At 53.7% G+C, this 14999-nt stretch carries 12 protein-coding genes; 1 reads left to right on the forward strand and 11 read right to left on the reverse strand.

All coding sequences use genetic code 11. From position 1 onward, the window contains the following. Positions 1–58: 58 nt before the first annotated feature. On the reverse strand, positions 59–1279 hold the full coding sequence (fsr, locus tag OGX89_RS18240) for a fosmidomycin MFS transporter (protein ID WP_003021788.1): 1221 nt from the start codon (positions 1277–1279) through the stop codon (positions 59–61). 174 nt (positions 1280–1453) lie between these two features. On the opposite strand from fsr, the gene ushA reads away from it, so the two are divergent. Continuing rightward, on the forward strand, positions 1454–3106 hold the full coding sequence (ushA, locus tag OGX89_RS18245; protein ID WP_003831055.1) for a bifunctional UDP-sugar hydrolase/5'-nucleotidase UshA: 1653 nt from the start codon (positions 1454–1456) through the stop codon (positions 3104–3106). Positions 3107–3213: 107 nt separating this feature from the next. Here the strand turns inward: ushA and ybaK are convergent, their stop codons facing one another. The 10 genes from ybaK to OGX89_RS18295 form a co-directional block, all read right to left on the reverse strand. Next, a complete protein-coding gene (gene ybaK, locus OGX89_RS18250; protein ID WP_003831056.1) occupies positions 3214–3693 on the reverse strand; it encodes a Cys-tRNA(Pro)/Cys-tRNA(Cys) deacylase YbaK in 480 nt (159 codons plus the stop codon). 200 nt (positions 3694–3893) lie between these two features. Further along, positions 3894–4688: a TraB/GumN family protein gene (locus OGX89_RS18255; RefSeq protein ID WP_003831057.1), complete on the reverse strand. Its 795-nt coding sequence runs from the start codon at positions 4686–4688 to the stop codon at positions 3894–3896. A gap of 153 nt (positions 4689–4841) precedes the next feature. Then, a complete protein-coding gene (copA, locus tag OGX89_RS18260; RefSeq protein WP_126955912.1) occupies positions 4842–7343 on the reverse strand; it encodes a copper-exporting P-type ATPase CopA in 2502 nt (833 codons plus the stop codon). Between the two features lie 147 nt (positions 7344–7490). After that, a complete protein-coding gene (locus OGX89_RS18265) occupies positions 7491–8261 on the reverse strand; it encodes a heme ABC transporter ATP-binding protein (RefSeq protein WP_003831061.1) in 771 nt (256 codons plus the stop codon). Then, on the reverse strand, positions 8258–9250 hold the full coding sequence (locus tag OGX89_RS18270; protein WP_221885931.1) for a FecCD family ABC transporter permease: 993 nt from the start codon (positions 9248–9250) through the stop codon (positions 8258–8260). The genes OGX89_RS18265 and OGX89_RS18270 overlap by 4 nt, the downstream gene beginning before the upstream one ends. Before the next feature lie 51 nt (positions 9251–9301). Continuing rightward, positions 9302–9925 carry an anaerobilin reductase gene (gene chuY / locus OGX89_RS18275; RefSeq protein WP_126955910.1) on the reverse strand — a complete coding sequence of 208 codons (624 nt, stop codon included), beginning with the start codon at positions 9923–9925 and terminating at the stop codon, positions 9302–9304. Then, entirely contained in the window at positions 9925–10419 is a 495-nt protein-coding gene (gene hutX, locus OGX89_RS18280) for a heme utilization cystosolic carrier protein HutX (RefSeq protein WP_079938344.1), read from the reverse strand. The genes chuY and hutX overlap by 1 nt, the downstream gene beginning before the upstream one ends. A gap of 12 nt (positions 10420–10431) precedes the next feature. Further along, a complete protein-coding gene (hutW, locus tag OGX89_RS18285) occupies positions 10432–11769 on the reverse strand; it encodes a heme anaerobic degradation radical SAM methyltransferase ChuW/HutW (RefSeq protein ID WP_003831065.1) in 1338 nt (445 codons plus the stop codon). Between the two features lie 18 nt (positions 11770–11787). Then, entirely contained in the window at positions 11788–12612 is an 825-nt protein-coding gene (locus tag OGX89_RS18290; RefSeq protein ID WP_126955909.1) for a heme/hemin ABC transporter substrate-binding protein, read from the reverse strand. Positions 12613–12614: 2 nt separating this feature from the next. Further along, positions 12615–14759 carry a TonB-dependent receptor plug domain-containing protein gene (locus tag OGX89_RS18295; protein WP_126955908.1) on the reverse strand — a complete coding sequence of 715 codons (2145 nt, stop codon included), beginning with the start codon at positions 14757–14759 and terminating at the stop codon, positions 12615–12617. Positions 14760–14999: the final 240 nt, after the last annotated feature.

The raw sequence follows: 14999 nt of genomic DNA on the forward strand, positions 1-14999 counted from the left end.
AAGGCTGATGGCTACTGCAAGTAATGACGGCCAAAATTTACTTTTGGCCGTCAGAAAATCAGGCTTTGTGTCGGTTATCAGGTAAGAATATGGTCAGTATCCCCAGAAGTGGCAGGAAAGCACATATTTTGTAGACCAAATCGATGCTGGTATGGTCGGCTATCAGCCCTAACACCGCGGCTCCCAAGCCGCCCATGCCGAAGGCAAAACCGAAAAATAGTCCAGAAACCATGCCGATACGCCCAGGAAGCAGTTCCTGCGCGTAGACCAAAATAGCAGAAAACGCCGATGCGAGGATAAAACCAATGATCACGGTTAAAATCCCGGTCCATTCCAGCGTTGCGTAGGGTAAAACGAGGGTAAATGGCGCAACGCCGAGGATAGACCCCCAAATAACATATTTTCTGCCAATTTTATCGCCCAATGGTCCGCCAATCACCGTCCCGGCCGCGACGGCAAACAGGAAGGCAAACAGGTGAAACTGGGCGTTTTGTACCGATAATCCGAATTTTTGCATCAGATAAAAGGTGTAATAGCTGCTGATGCTCGCCATATAGAAGTATTTGGAGAAAATCAGCACCAGCAGGATGCTTACCGCCAGCACCACTTTATTGCGCGGTAACGGATTTACGATGGCGACTTTCGGTTTTCCTTTACTCATCCGATGCTGCGCAGCGTACCAACGGCTGATTTGTGCCAGGACGACAATCGCTAATAACGCAGCCAGAACAAACCAGGCCACATTACCCTTACCATATGGCGCGATGATGACAGCTGCCAGCAAGGGTCCCAAAGAGCTACCGAAGTTGCCGCCAACCTGGAAAATTGACTGTGCCAGGCCGTGACGACCGCCGGAGGCCATGCGTGCCACGCGGGACGATTCCGGATGAAATACCGAAGAGCCGGTGCCAACCAGCGCCGCGGCGAGCAGCACCATATGGAAGCTGCCGGCCATGGCTAGCAAAACAAGTCCGCTCAGCGTGAAGCACATCCCAATGGGCAGCGACCACGGCATCGGGTATTTGTCCGTCCAGTAACCCACCACCGGTTGCAGCAGCGAAGAAGCAAGCTGGAAGGTTAGGGTGATCATCCCGATCTGCATGAACGTTAGCGAGAACTCTGACTGCAATAGCGGATAAATCGCCAGAATCAGCGACTGAATCATATCGTTTAGCAAATGGGAGAGGCTGATCGCTCCTAAAATGCCAAATGAGGTGCGTGCTTTAGCAACCGACGCTGACGCGCCAGCCACAGGCTGGGTTGGTTCACTTATTGCCATAGAAAGTCACTTCTGTTTGGGTTGCGATTATGAGGGTAATCTATTTTGTTATTATTACCTGACTAACATACCTGCGGAAGGTGTTTGAAGGAAGTCTCATTTCTGAAAACATTTTCGACTATTATTTCATATCATTGTAATTTCAGTCGTTGATTTTGGCTCAGGGAGAGAAATATGAAGTTTTTAAAACGGGGCGTGGCGCTGGCGTTATTAGCCGCATTTACGCTGGCAGGTCAGCCTGCACAAGCGTACGAAAAAGATAAAACCTATAAAATTACCATTTTGCATACCAACGATCATCACGGTCACTTCTGGCGCAGCGAATACGGAGAATACGGACTGGCGGCACAAAAAACGCTGGTGGACGGTATTCGTAAAGAGGTGGCAGAGGAAGGGGGCAGCGTACTGCTGCTTTCCGGTGGCGATATTAATACCGGCGTACCGGAGTCCGATCTGCAGGATGCGGAACCTGATTTTCGTGGGATGAACCTGATTGGCTATGACGCGATGGCGGTCGGAAACCACGAGTTTGATAATCCCATGACCGTACTGCGCCAGCAGGAAAAATGGTCCAAATTCCCGTTTCTCTCGGCCAATATCTATCAGAAAAGCACCGGCGAGCGTTTGTTTAAGCCGTGGGCTATCTTTAAGCGCCAGGATTTAAAAATTGCCGTACTCGGTTTGACTACTGACGATACGGCGAAAATAGGCAACCCCGAGTTCTTTACCGATATTGAGTTCCGTAAACCTGCTGATGAAGCCAAACTGGTTATTCAGGAACTGAATATGGGTGAAAAGCCAGACATCATTATCGCAACCACCCATATGGGACATTATGACAACGGCAACCACGGCTCGAACGCCCCTGGCGATGTCGAAATGGCGCGTAGCCTGCCGGCGGGATCGTTGGCGATGATTGTCGGTGGTCACTCGCAGGATCCGGTGTGTATGGCTTCAGAGAACAAGAAGCAGGTTGATTACGTACCGGGTACGCCGTGTGCGCCAGACAAGCAAAATGGGATCTGGATTGTGCAGGCGCACGAGTGGGGGAAATATGTGGGCCGGGCTGACTTTGAGTTCCGTAACGGCGAAATGAAAATGGTTAACTACCAGCTCATCCCCGTCAACCTGAAGAAAAAAGTGACCTGGGACAACGGTAAAAGTGAGCGCGTACTCTACACCCCGGAAATAGCTGAAAATCAGCAAATGCTTTCGCTGCTGACGCCGTTCCAGAATAAAGGTAAAGCGCAGCTCGACGTGAAAATCGGTAGCGTCAATGCGCGCCTCGAAGGCGACCGAAGCAAAGTCCGTTTCGTGCAGACCAACATGGGACATTTACTGCTGGCTGCGCAAATGGCGCGAACCAGCGCTGATTTTGGCGTGATGAGCGGCGGCGGCATCCGTGATTCCATCGAAGGTGGCGATATCACTTATAAGAGCGTGCTGAAAGTACAGCCGTTCGGAAACATCGTGGTGTATGCAGACATGAGTGGGAAAGAAGTGATTGACTATCTGACCGCTGTAGCACAAATGAAGCCGGACTCCGGGGCCTATCCGCAGTTTGCTAATGTCAGCTTTGTGGCGAAAGATGGCAAGCTTAACGATTTGAAAATCAAAGGCGAACCCGTTGACTCAGCCAAAACCTATCGCATGGCGACCCTGAGCTTCAATGCGACCGGCGGCGATGGCTATCCGCGAATTGATAACAAACCAGGCTATGTGAATACCGGGTTTATTGATGCTGAAGTGCTGAAAGAGTACGTGCAGAAGAACTCACCGCTGGATGCCAGTATGTATGAGCCGAAGGGTGAAGTTACCTGGCAGTAACAGGGCGGAGCGCCGGATGGCGGTGCTTGCACCTTATTCGGCCTACAAGTCAGTGTGATTTGTAGGCCTTAAAGCTGCGCGCCATCAGGCAATCATTCTAAAATCGCTTAATCACGGCGTGCGATGTCGGCGAATTTCGCATCCAGAATTTTCGCCAGATCGCCTGCTGCCAGTTCGATATCCAGCCCGCGTTTGCCGCCGGAAACATAAATGGTGTCAAACGTCTGGGCAGGGGCATCAATGAGCGTTGGCAATCTCTTTTTCTGTCCTAATGGGCTGATCCCCCCCACCAGATAACCGGTGGTTCGTTGCGCAACCATTGGATCGGCCATATCAACCTTTTTAGCCCCCAGCGCCTTAGCGACCTTTTTGAGATCCAGTTGACCGGCTACAGGCGTGACCGCAACTGCCAGATGCTTCATATCGCCATTCACGGCAACCAGCAGCGTTTTGTAGACCTGGTCCGCATTCAAACCTAACTTGCGCACCACTTCATCACCAAAGTTCGTCTCGGACGGATCGTGATCGTAGGTATGGATCTGGAAAGAAATTTTGTTTTTTTCGAGTAATTTAACGGCGGGTGTCATAGCAATTTTCCTGGACCAGACAAAATACGACTCAAGCATACGCCTGATGTCTGTCTAAAAAATAGTACCATCTTGCGCAATAGTATTGGCAGGATGATGACTTTGAGCGACAATCGAACTACACCGATGCTTTAAGCATTGGGATCATAATAATGATGAAATTCCTCTTTGACGGGCCAATAGAAATATTGGCCATTTTTTTACCGTAACATCTCCGGCAAATTTCCTTCTCCGTACAGATGCAACGCGCCAACGGCCACGACGTAATGACCAGCAGGCATCGCTCTGAGCCGATCGCGCCAGGCTGTGTTACGTTGATGCATCAATACGTCATACAACGACTGGCTAAAGGTATTGGGAAGCGTCAGTTCGCTATTGCGTGGCGGTGTTTTAAGCCACCAGCCCATCATTTGTTGCAACAATCTGGCATTGGTATGCCAGTGCGTCAGAGTATCGTCCAACAGGGCCAGTCCGTTATCAGGCAACTGACATAACAGCTCGATTTGACTGGATGCGCCTTCCAGCTCGATAACGGGTTTATGCGCTTGTTTTGCCGCTTTCAGCAATTGGTAATCAATCCCGTATTCTGCCCGTAGACCCAACTGCTGTGCCTGTGTCGCCTGTAATACCATGGCGATTTGCCACAACGGCTGAGTAGATAACAGCGATGGGGAAATGCCCAGTTCGTTGGTGACTTTACGCAGGTTTTCTAACTGCTCCGGGCTGATTCGTTCTTCGAGTGCGGCAAATGTAGGAAGGTTAGCAAACGGCGCGTCGTCACCGGAAACATCCGCTTCGACAATCAGCGCATCGGCATGGTTGAGTTTTTTGAGTAATTTGGCAGGCAGAGGTGCCATATCGCGACTGCCCATGTGAATACTGCCAATCAGATGAAAATGGCGGTTGCCGGGCAATGAAATGTCGATGGCAGGCCAGGTATAGTGGTTGCCGCGTAGCGCGGTGAAAAATGTTTTTACCCGGTATAACAGATCCATACGACCTCCCTAAGTAGACTTTCATGCTAGCGCGTGGTCCAGGAAGGTGCAATGCGAGAATCGCCGGATGGCGACGCGAAATCGTCTTATCCGGCCCACAATGTTACCTGCACTTTGTAGGCCGGATAAGCGTGTGCGCCATGCGGCAGAGGGTTACTCTTTCGGTTTGAAGCGCAGCAGTCGGTTAGCGTTGCTCACCACAGTAATGGAGGAGAGTGCCATCGCCGCCCCGGCAACGACCGGATTCAGCAGTGTTCCGGTGAACGGCCACAGGATCCCCGCGGCAACGGGAATACCGATGCTGTTATAAATAAACGCGCCGACCAGGTTCTGCTTCATATTACGCAACGTTGCCCGGGAGATAGACAGTGCATCCGCAACGCCCATCAAGCTATGACGCATCAGCGTAATCGCGGCGGTTTCAATCGCCACATCGCTGCCGCCACCCATGGCAATCCCTACATCGGCCTGAGCCAGCGCAGGTGCATCGTTGATACCGTCACCCACCATGGCAACCTGACGCCCCTGGCTTTGCAGACGTTTAATCGCCTCGGCTTTACCGTCCGGCAGAACACCGGCAATCACCTCATCAATACCGGCTTCTTTGGCAATAGCGTTAGCCGTGGTCGGGTTGTCACCGGTAAGCATCACCAGACGATACCCGTTGCGGTGCAGACGCTGAAGTGCTGCCACGCTGTCGCTACGCAGTGGATCACGCACCGCTAACAGCGCCGCCGCTTTACCATCAATCGCCAACAGGACCGGGGTTGAACCCTGGGATGCCTGAGCAGTGATTTCAGCTTCCATTTCAGTGGTATCTACCTGCTGTTCATTAAGCAGCGCCTGGTTGCCCAGCAGCAGCGTATGACCTTCCGTTTCACCACTGACGCCTAAACCGCGCAGCGTACGGAAACCATTGACCTGTGGCAGCGTAACATCACCGGCTTTGTCCAGTATCGCTCTGGCCAGCGGGTGGCTGGACCCCTGTTCAAGGGCTGCTGCCAGACGAATTGCCAGTGCTTCATCGGTGTTGCCAAACGTTTTGATGGCGACAACCTGCGGTTTACCTTCAGTCAATGTCCCGGTTTTATCAAATACGACGGTATCAAGCGTACTGGCGCGCTGCAGCGCATCGGCATCACGTACCAGAACCCCAAACTCAGCGGCACGACCCACACCGGAAATAATCGACATTGGTGTTGCCAGGCCCAGCGCACAAGGGCAGGCAATAATCAGTACGGTAGTGGCAATCACCAGCGTATAAACAATTTGTGGTGCCGGCCCGAAGAAATACCAGATTGCTGCACTTACCAGCGCAATGACTACGACGACCGGAACGAACACTGAGGAGATACGGTCAGCCAGTTTGCCAATCTCCGGTTTACTGCTTTGCGCCTGGCGCACCATACGAATAATACGTGACAGCGTGGTGTGGCTGCCAACGGCGCTGGCGCGAAACAGCACGCTGCCGTCTTGTACGACCGTACCGGCGTGGACGCTATCACCTTCGCCTTTTTGTTGCGGAATAGGCTCTCCGGTCAGCATGGCTTCATCAAGCCAGGCTTCGCCCTGAGTGATTTCGCCATCTACCGGAACGCGGTCACCGGTGGTCAGGCGCAGTAACATTCCCGCCTGAACGTCTGCCAGCGGCACGTTCTTTTCACCTTCGTCGGTAACAACACGCGCGGTCGGCGGTGTCAGATCGAGTAATTTTTCCAGTGCTTTGGACGAGCGCTGACGAGCCCGCGCTTCCAGCATGTGCCCGAGGTTAATCAGACCGATAATCATCGCACTGGCTTCATAATAGAGGTGTCGTGCTTCCATCGGGAACCATTGCGGCCAGAGGTTGACGCTCATGGAATAAAGCCATGCCACCCCCGTACCCAGCGCCACCAGCGTATCCATGGTCGCGGTGCCGTTCATCAGGCTTTTCCACGCGTTGCGGTAAAAATGACCGCCCGCGAAAACCATCACGGCAAGCGTTGCCAGACCAATCGTCAGCCATAGGCTACGGTTGTCGGCAGTGACCATCATGTTTTCGCCAATCATTCCCCATACCATGACAGGGATACCCAACAGCAGCGCGACGGCCGCCTGCCAGCGAAAACGTTTCATGGTTGCCACGGCGGTTTCTTGCTGACGCTCGCGGCGCTTAACATCATCTTCAATGGCTTCTGCGCCGTAGCCCGCTTTTTCCACCGCTTTCACTAACTGGTCGGCGGACGCACTGCCCATTACCAGCGCAGTACGTTCCGCCAGGTTTACCCGTGCCTGCGTGACACCCGGTACGCTTTGCAGAGCATCTTGTACGCGGATAACACAGCTGGCGCAGCTCATGCCGTTTAACAGCAACTGTTGGCTGTCATCATCAGCCGTAGCTGCCGGAAGCTCGGAAGGGACCGCTGCCAGTGCTTCCGACGGGATTGATGACTCCGTCAGCGGTTTAGCCTTTGGGTGGCTTAACTCCGCGCCGTAACCGGCTTGTTTGATGGTTTCAATCAGCGCTTCAACACTGGCGCTCCCGGTGATGTGCGCTTCAGTCACAGTGACATCCGCTTGCTCAACGTCCGGGCGTTGCTCCAGACTCTCTTTAACGCGTTTTACACAGTGACCACAGGACAAGCCGTCCAGGGTTAGATCGATTGTTTGAGACATAACCAACTCCTTTATTGCAGGATTAACTGACTGTGATAAAGGTTAAACCTTCCATCTAGGGGAAGGTCAAGGGAGTTTTTTGAAAAGGTGCAAAAAGGGCGAAAAGGAAGAAAAACGGGAACGTCAGAACAGGACGCTCCCGGTCAATTATTGATTGAGAACAATAAGCGGCGTTCGATGCTCCGGTTCATTCATCACCGTGAGATCGGCGCCGTACAGTGCATTTAGTGACGATTGCTGCAGAACATCCTGCGGACGACCGTTATCAACTATCCTGCCGCGTTCCATCAATACAACGCGGTCAGCATAGCGCGCCGCAAGGTTGAGATCGTGCAGGACGCAGCAGACGCTGAACTGTCGTTCACCTACCAGACGACGCAGCAGACGAAAAAGATGCTGTTGGTGGTGAATATCCAGGGCGGAGGTGGGTTCATCGAGAAACAGCCATTTTGGCCTGGGTTCGGGCTCCCAAAGCTGAACCAGCAGGCGCGCCAGCTGTACCCGCTGTTGTTCTCCTCCCGACAGATGTCGGTAATCGCGCGTGGCCAGCGCCTGACAGTCACACAACGTCATGATGTGCTCCGTTTCATCGCCCGTATTGCGCGTACGATACGGATGCCTGCCCATGCGGATGACCTCCTGCACGCTAAACGGGAAGGCCATATGACTGTTCTGGCGCATCACGGCACGGGTTTTTGCCAGCTCGGTGATTGACCACTCGTTCAGCGGCTTGTCAAACAAGCTACAACGCCCGCTGTGGGGTTGCAGATAGCCCGTAAGCTGGCGGAGAAGCGTCGATTTTCCTGCCCCATTCGGGCCAAGAATCGCGATGATTTCTCCATCAGGTAGCGTCAGGGAAACGTCATCGGTCAGTCGTCTGCCCTGAATGTGGTAGACCAGATTTTCAGCGACGATCATGACACCCTCCGGCTACGCAGTATTAACCACAGGAAATACGGTCCACCGATCAGGCTGGTTAACAGGCCAACGGGCATTTCGGCAGGTTGAACAAGTGTGCGGGCCAGCGTGTCGGCAATCAGCAGTAAACAGGCACCGGCCAACGTAGAGCAAGGAATCAACCAGCGATGATCGGCGCCGGTAGTCATTCTGATCAGATGCGGGATCACAAGGCCAATAAAGCCAATCACGCCGCTGACGGAAACGGAAGCGCCAACCAGGAGCGAGCTGAGCAACAGTAATTGCTGGCGCTTACGTTTGACGTTTACGCCGAGGTAATGCGCCTCTTCATCACCCAACTGCAGCAAATTAAGCGTTCCCGCCATACAGACGGTGACAGCAATGGCTGGAAGAACAAACGTGCTGGCAACCAGCAGCGTTGGCCACTGGGCCTGGCCGAGATTCCCCATCATCCACAGCGTAAGTTGGCGTAGCTGCTGTTCGTCGCCCACATAGCTCAGCACGCCAATAGCCGAACCACACAGAGCATTGATGGCGATACCTGCTAACAGTAGTTGCATCATTCCGCCGTGGTTATGACGCTGACTTATCAGGAAAATAATCGTGCAGACCACCATGCTGCCCGCGACGGCAAAAATCATCTGCTCATACAACACCAGCACTACGGGGAATGAAAATGGGATAACTATCGCGATGCCAACCATCAGCGCGGAGCCGCTGCTGACGCCAAGCAGGCCGGGATCGGCCATCGGATTGCGAAAAAGTCCCTGCATAATGACCCCTGCCGTAGCCAGCGCAGCACCGACCAAAACGGCCAGCAGCACGCGGGGCAGGCGAATGTTCAACCAGATATCTCGGTATTCGTCGTTGAACAGGGCGCTGAAGCTAATGTTCAACGCCCCCTGGCTGGCACCGAACAGCATCAGAGCGACCAGCAAGAGAGAAAGGCCCGTCAGAATGCTGACGGAAGAAAGCGAGTCCTTAAGCACGCAACGCTCCATAACGTCTTTGCGGCGCGAAGTTTCCGCGCCGCGAGGGGTTTACGCGGGTTTCAGTCCCGGCTCAACCAAACTGTAAATCTGGTTTTTGAGTGCCGGTGCCGTGGCCAGTTCGTGAATGTGCCTGGCAACATCTGCGCGCATCACAAAGCCATGACACTCCTCGGCCTGTATTCGTTGCGCCAGGCCTGTGGCTTCACCGTTCAGCAAACCGCCGGGGCGGAGAATGGCGTAGTCCAGTAGACTGGTTTGTAGCCAGCTTTCAGCCAATGATTTTTCCCGTACGGCCTGGCCAAATGCGGCCCTGGCGCGTGGGGACAAAAAGGGCCAACTGTCGCCACAGCCCAGAGAGGTAACCAGAATCATGCGTTTGATCTCAGCTTTTTCTGCTTCATCAATGACGGTTCTGTGCGCCAGATAATCCTGGGCACCGCCCATGGAGGAGATCACCGTGGCATGCTGACCCGCTGCGCGACAGGCGCAGGCGGTGACCTGGCTGTCGCAGGCGTCGCCAATAAAGACCTGCACACCTTTTTCCTGCAGCCCGGCAGCAACCTGGGGATTGCGAACGACAGCAATCACCGGACGATGCTCCGCCAGTGCGAGCTCCAGCGTTTTCGCGCCGACGCCGCTTCCACCTGCACCAAAAATAAGCCATGGAGCCATCAGGCATGTTCCTTTAAAGATGAAGACAACGCGTGAAAGGCGCTGACCTGTTCGGCCAGTAGCTGTCGATGCTCATCGCGACCGAGGAAAATTTTGAACATAGCGCTACCCGCCTGGTTGAAGAAGAGAATGGACGCGGTGTCCATTCCCATAAATTTGCGTTCAATCAGAGCAATATGCGTGCAGTTTTCTGCCTTGATATGCCCGGTCATGCCTTTTTTGCCGCGCAGGTTGAAGTAACCGTGGCGGTGGAATCCGGAAGGTAATTCACCGGTGAATTCCAGAATGACATCAGCAGTATGGACCAGGGTGGTGACTTTGCCCCATTCGCAGACGGTTTCCCAGACGGTATCAAATTGACTGCCGGAAACCAGCGTTGGGGAAGGGAGGTTTTTCACCACCTCCAGCAATGTAGTGTTGTACTGGGCTGCGATAGCTTCCAGCGTACCGTCCGGCTCCGTTTTCAAAAAATCCTGTAAAGAGACATGGCTCATTATTCACTCCTTTTATGGTTGCTCTACCGCAATGCGCGGCGCGTTAAGTGCCTGAATCAGTTCATCAAGAGACTGCAAAATATTGCTCGCCCAAAAACGCCCTTCATTGGTCAGGCGTACACAGGTGCTGGCATCTCGCGTCAGTCCTGCGTGATGCCATTGGGTCAGTAGCGGGGCCAGTTTTTGTGCATGAGGCGTCAGCTCATCCAGCGGAACGCGGGCCGTCTCAATACCGGCCTGGAGAGTGTGTCGCCACTGGAAACCACGCTCGGCGGTGCGCATTATCATCATTAGCGGTTTTTTTCCGGCGGCGATAGATTCATGCCATGTATTCAGGTTGCGCTCGACCATCCAGGAATAGCCATTGACTGACCCTCCTGCGCCAGAGCCGAATGCCAGACAGTCTGCACCCTGTTTAATCAGCAGGTTGTACAGATTGCGTTCCCGTGTGGTACGCGCCCAGTGGCTGTTGCTGATGCAGCGCCAGCCCGCGCTGTCCATGAAATCGCAGCCCTGAAGATAGAGATCGCGGCGTTCGGCGGGAGAGGGAACGGTTGTGCGCCCGGTTTCAACTGCTTTGCCAAGCGGTGTATTAGGGATCAGATTCAGCGCATAAAGATCTACGCCGTCGAGGCCAATGTCGCGGGCAATCGCCAGATCCTCGCCCCACAGTTTTGCGTCTTGTCCAGGCAGACCAAATAGCAGATCGCACACCACGGCGGCACGATCCCGTTTTACCAGTCCCTGCATAAAGGCCGTTGCGGTCGGGCCGTCCGAAGTACGCGCCATTTTCTTGCGGATCCGGCTGTTAAAAGACTGAATACCGATCGAAAATCGATTGGCGCCAGCGTCAAGGCAGGCATCGATTCGCGCATCGTCAAAATTGAGCACTCGCCCCTCAATGGTGATTTCGCAGTCCGGCGCCAGCGGTAGCTTGTCACGCAGCGCGGTGATGATTCTGGCCAGGTCCTGTGCAGACAGTGCAGAAGGCGTACCGCCGCCAAAATAGACGGCGTGAATGGGGGCTGACTGGTGTAATGCGCTATCAGCTTCCATCTCTATTTCGCGCAACAGCGCGTTGGTGTAGCGGGCGCAGTTGTCTTCTTCAAACCGGTTTTGATAAAAACCGCAGAAAGTACAATGTGTTGCACAAAAAGGGATATGCAAGTACACCAGCCGTTTACGTGGCGGGGTTGGCTGGCTGATGACCTCCTGCCAGGTTTGTGACAAAAGCTCTTTGGCAACCGGGATCGCCCCACGCCAGGGCATCGTGGCGCGGCGATCCTTAAATGGCTGACTTCCCTCGAGCGCAAAATGCGCGGTGAGATCCAGCGAGTGTTCAGTTTTCATTCTTCTTAATAAATCCAGTTAGTGAGGCCAGAATTGCTGGTGCAGGGCTTCAACCGCATCGGTGACGCGAGGTCCCATCCCCAGAATCAGCGCCTGGTCTACTGCCACAATGCGCTGATTTTTCCAGGCCGCAGTGTGGGTAATACCGGCAATCGCGCTCAGGCGTGCCAGACCGCCATCGACCATTTGCGACGTCACCACGATCACCTCCGGGTTGGCGGCGATCAGTGACTCCGCGCTGTAGCTTTTATACTGCGCATGGGTGGCGACATTTTGTGCGCCTGCGAGGGTCATAATGGCATCGGCAACGCTGCCTTTTCCGGCGATCTGAGGTGCGCTGCCGCCAGCAGAGAGAATGAACATCGCTTTGACCGGCGCGTTTTTCGCCGCCACGCTGCGCTTAATACGCTCCAGACGTTGCTGCAGGCGATTGACTAACGCCTCACCTTGGTCAGGAATGTGCAGTGTTGTAGCCAGTTCTCGAATGTTGGCGTACATCTGTTCTACGGTGGCCGGTACGCGCGGCAACGTCACGACGTTAACCTTTTGCGCCCGCAACTGATCCAACACGATTTGGGGTCCTGCATCCTGCCAGGTGATAAAGCTGTCCGGATGGAGCGACAAAATGCCCTCGCTGTTTAACTGCTTCCAGTAGCCGATATGCGGGAGTGCGGCAGTTTCGGGCGGATATGAGGTGGTTTCATCAACGCCGACCACCCGGTTGCCGACGCCCATGGCGTATACCAGTTCGCTAAGCGAGCCGCCCGCCACCACCAGGCGGTCGGCGGACTGGGCACTGAAAACGCAGGCGAGGCTCAGTAAGCCAATCATGAGTTTTTTCATCGTCAGAAATTCCACGCAAAGCCAACGGCGGCATTGAAACCAGCATCTGGAATAGATTCATGTGCGGTTCTGTAACGCTTATCGGTTAGGTTGTTGAGCGCGAGGTTGACCTGATACTGGTCCTGCGGACCGAACTCGGTGTTGAATGCGAGGTTAAGTGTGGCCCAGCCAGGGTAGTTGATTTCCGTGGTGCCGGTATTATCTTTAGCGCTGGACGCCGCGCGGATAAAGGCATCAGACGTCACGTTAGCGACATTCATCAACCAGGTATGTTTCAGGCCGACGCGCCCGGTCAGCGTGGGCTCGCCGGTATCCCAGGTTTTTAGGGTATTGCCTTCGTACTGACGGCGAATGAGATTACCGCTCAGGTAAGGTGAAACCGCCCAGCCGTTGTATTCTGCGGTGAGTTCCATGCCCCAGGTTTTGGCCCGATCGATGTTTTCGTAGTAGTAATAGCCGCCCCGTGAAGAGGTGGTATTACCGCTGCAAACGGGTTGGCCTGAACAGGCCAGGCTGGCGATATAGTCTTTGGCTTCGGAGTAATAAATGGCGCCGTCAATCAGCCACATATTCCCTTTATACCGTGCGCCCAGCTCATAGTTATTCGAGTGTTCCGCCTTCAGGTTTGGGTTGCCGTAGGTCACGCTTCCGCCTGCGGACGTCTGCATAAACAGCTGAGTCAGCGTGGGGAAAACATAGCCCTGGGCATATGCTGCCCGGAGTTCAAGATCTTTAAAACCGGAATAGCGTAGGCTGGTTGAGGTCACCAGTTCATCATCGTGTACTGAATTTCCCCCGGTGGAATGCCAGGTGCTGCCGCTGCTTTGCAGGGTTTGCGTATCGTTGCGATTGAGCTTCGAAGACAGCCAGTACTGGCGTGCGCCTACGGTCCAGGTCCAGTCATCGGCAAAGCGCCAGTCGTTTTGCGCGAACAATGAGGTGTTGCTTTGCTCCGCTTCGTTGTATGACAGGGTGCGGGTTTGCGTATCGAAGAAGCCGGTAGCTGCGGTCTGGCGCGTACTGCCGTCTGTGTCCTGTTTGATTTTGTCATGCTGATATTGAGTGCCAATCACCAGCTCGTTGTTCGCGGGAAGGGAGAAATTGCCCTGCAGCGTTACCCCCTGGGTATACTGTTTGTCGTTGGTATTGGTTTGATTGTTTATCGTCAGCGCTTTAATCGCCGGGCTGGGGATTACCTGAGTCGTTTTGACCCGGTTTTCAAATTTGCGCTCTATTGTCTGGGTGTATGCGTCAACATGGATTTTCTTCAGGTAATCCCCGCCAGCCGCGTAGTCGTAGAAAAGACCGATTTTCTCGCGTTCCAGCTTAGGTATTTTGACGCTAAAGTCGTCGAACTGGCCCTCTGGATCGTCAAACCAGGTTTGAGTAGACAGTTTGTAACGATCGAGGGAGAGTCCGATTTTATGGCGATCGAAATTGTAGCCAAGCCACACGCCCTGGCCGTTATTACGGAAATTGGTGTCGGGCAATCTCCCGTCAGGCGTATCGCGGTCCCCCTGGTCGGAGTAGCTGCCATTGATGCGGTAGTCAAAGTTTCCGATGCTGCCCCAGGCTGCCGCTGATTCTTCCCATCCTGCCGTTGCGGAGTTATAAACGGCCTTAATGCTGCCGCCGAGAGGCTTATCGCCGCCTTTTTTCGTAATAAAATTCACGACGCCGCCAATCGCCTGCGAACCGTAGAGGACAGAGTAGGGGCCTTTGACCACTTCAATACGCTCCAGCGCGGATTCGTCAATCAGCAAACCGGCCCCGTAGTTTTGCCCGGCACGTTGGTAGCTGACGACCTGGCCGTCGATCAAAATCAGCACCCGCGAAGAGGCTTCGCCACGGATACGAATTTGTTTCCGGCCAGCGAGGGCGTTATCGGTGACTTCGACGCCGGGAATATCTTGTAAATCATCAGCAATAGAAACGCTGGTGGAGTTTTGCAGCGTCTGGCGATCGATAACCTGAATAGTTGCCGGGCTATCCCAGAGACTACTTTCAGAGCGGTTAGCCGTGACGATCACCGTATCATCGTCGGGCGTTGAAGCGTGTGTTGTAGAGGTAGCTGCAGAAGCAGCGCCGGACATGCATAATGTCAGGGCTGAAAGAATAAATGGCCTTTGGTTAATCCGTGGCAACATAAGAGAACCTTTATTGAATGTAAATGATCATCATTATCATTCGCGTTTATATATAAAATTGTTTCCTTTTGTTCAAGACGAAAGGTGCAGAACCAATACACCTTTTGATTTGAGTCAATTTTGTGCGGTCAATAAATGCAGAAATGTGATCTGAACCGGATATAACAATGTGAATTAAAAGGACTTGTGCATTGCGGTGTTGGTGGGAAATGTGCCGGGTTCTCGGGTAAACGATTACGG

It is taken from the genome of Citrobacter sp. Cpo103 (genome assembly GCF_030332605.1).
Classification (GTDB): Bacteria; Pseudomonadota; Gammaproteobacteria; order Enterobacterales; family Enterobacteriaceae; genus Citrobacter; species Citrobacter portucalensis.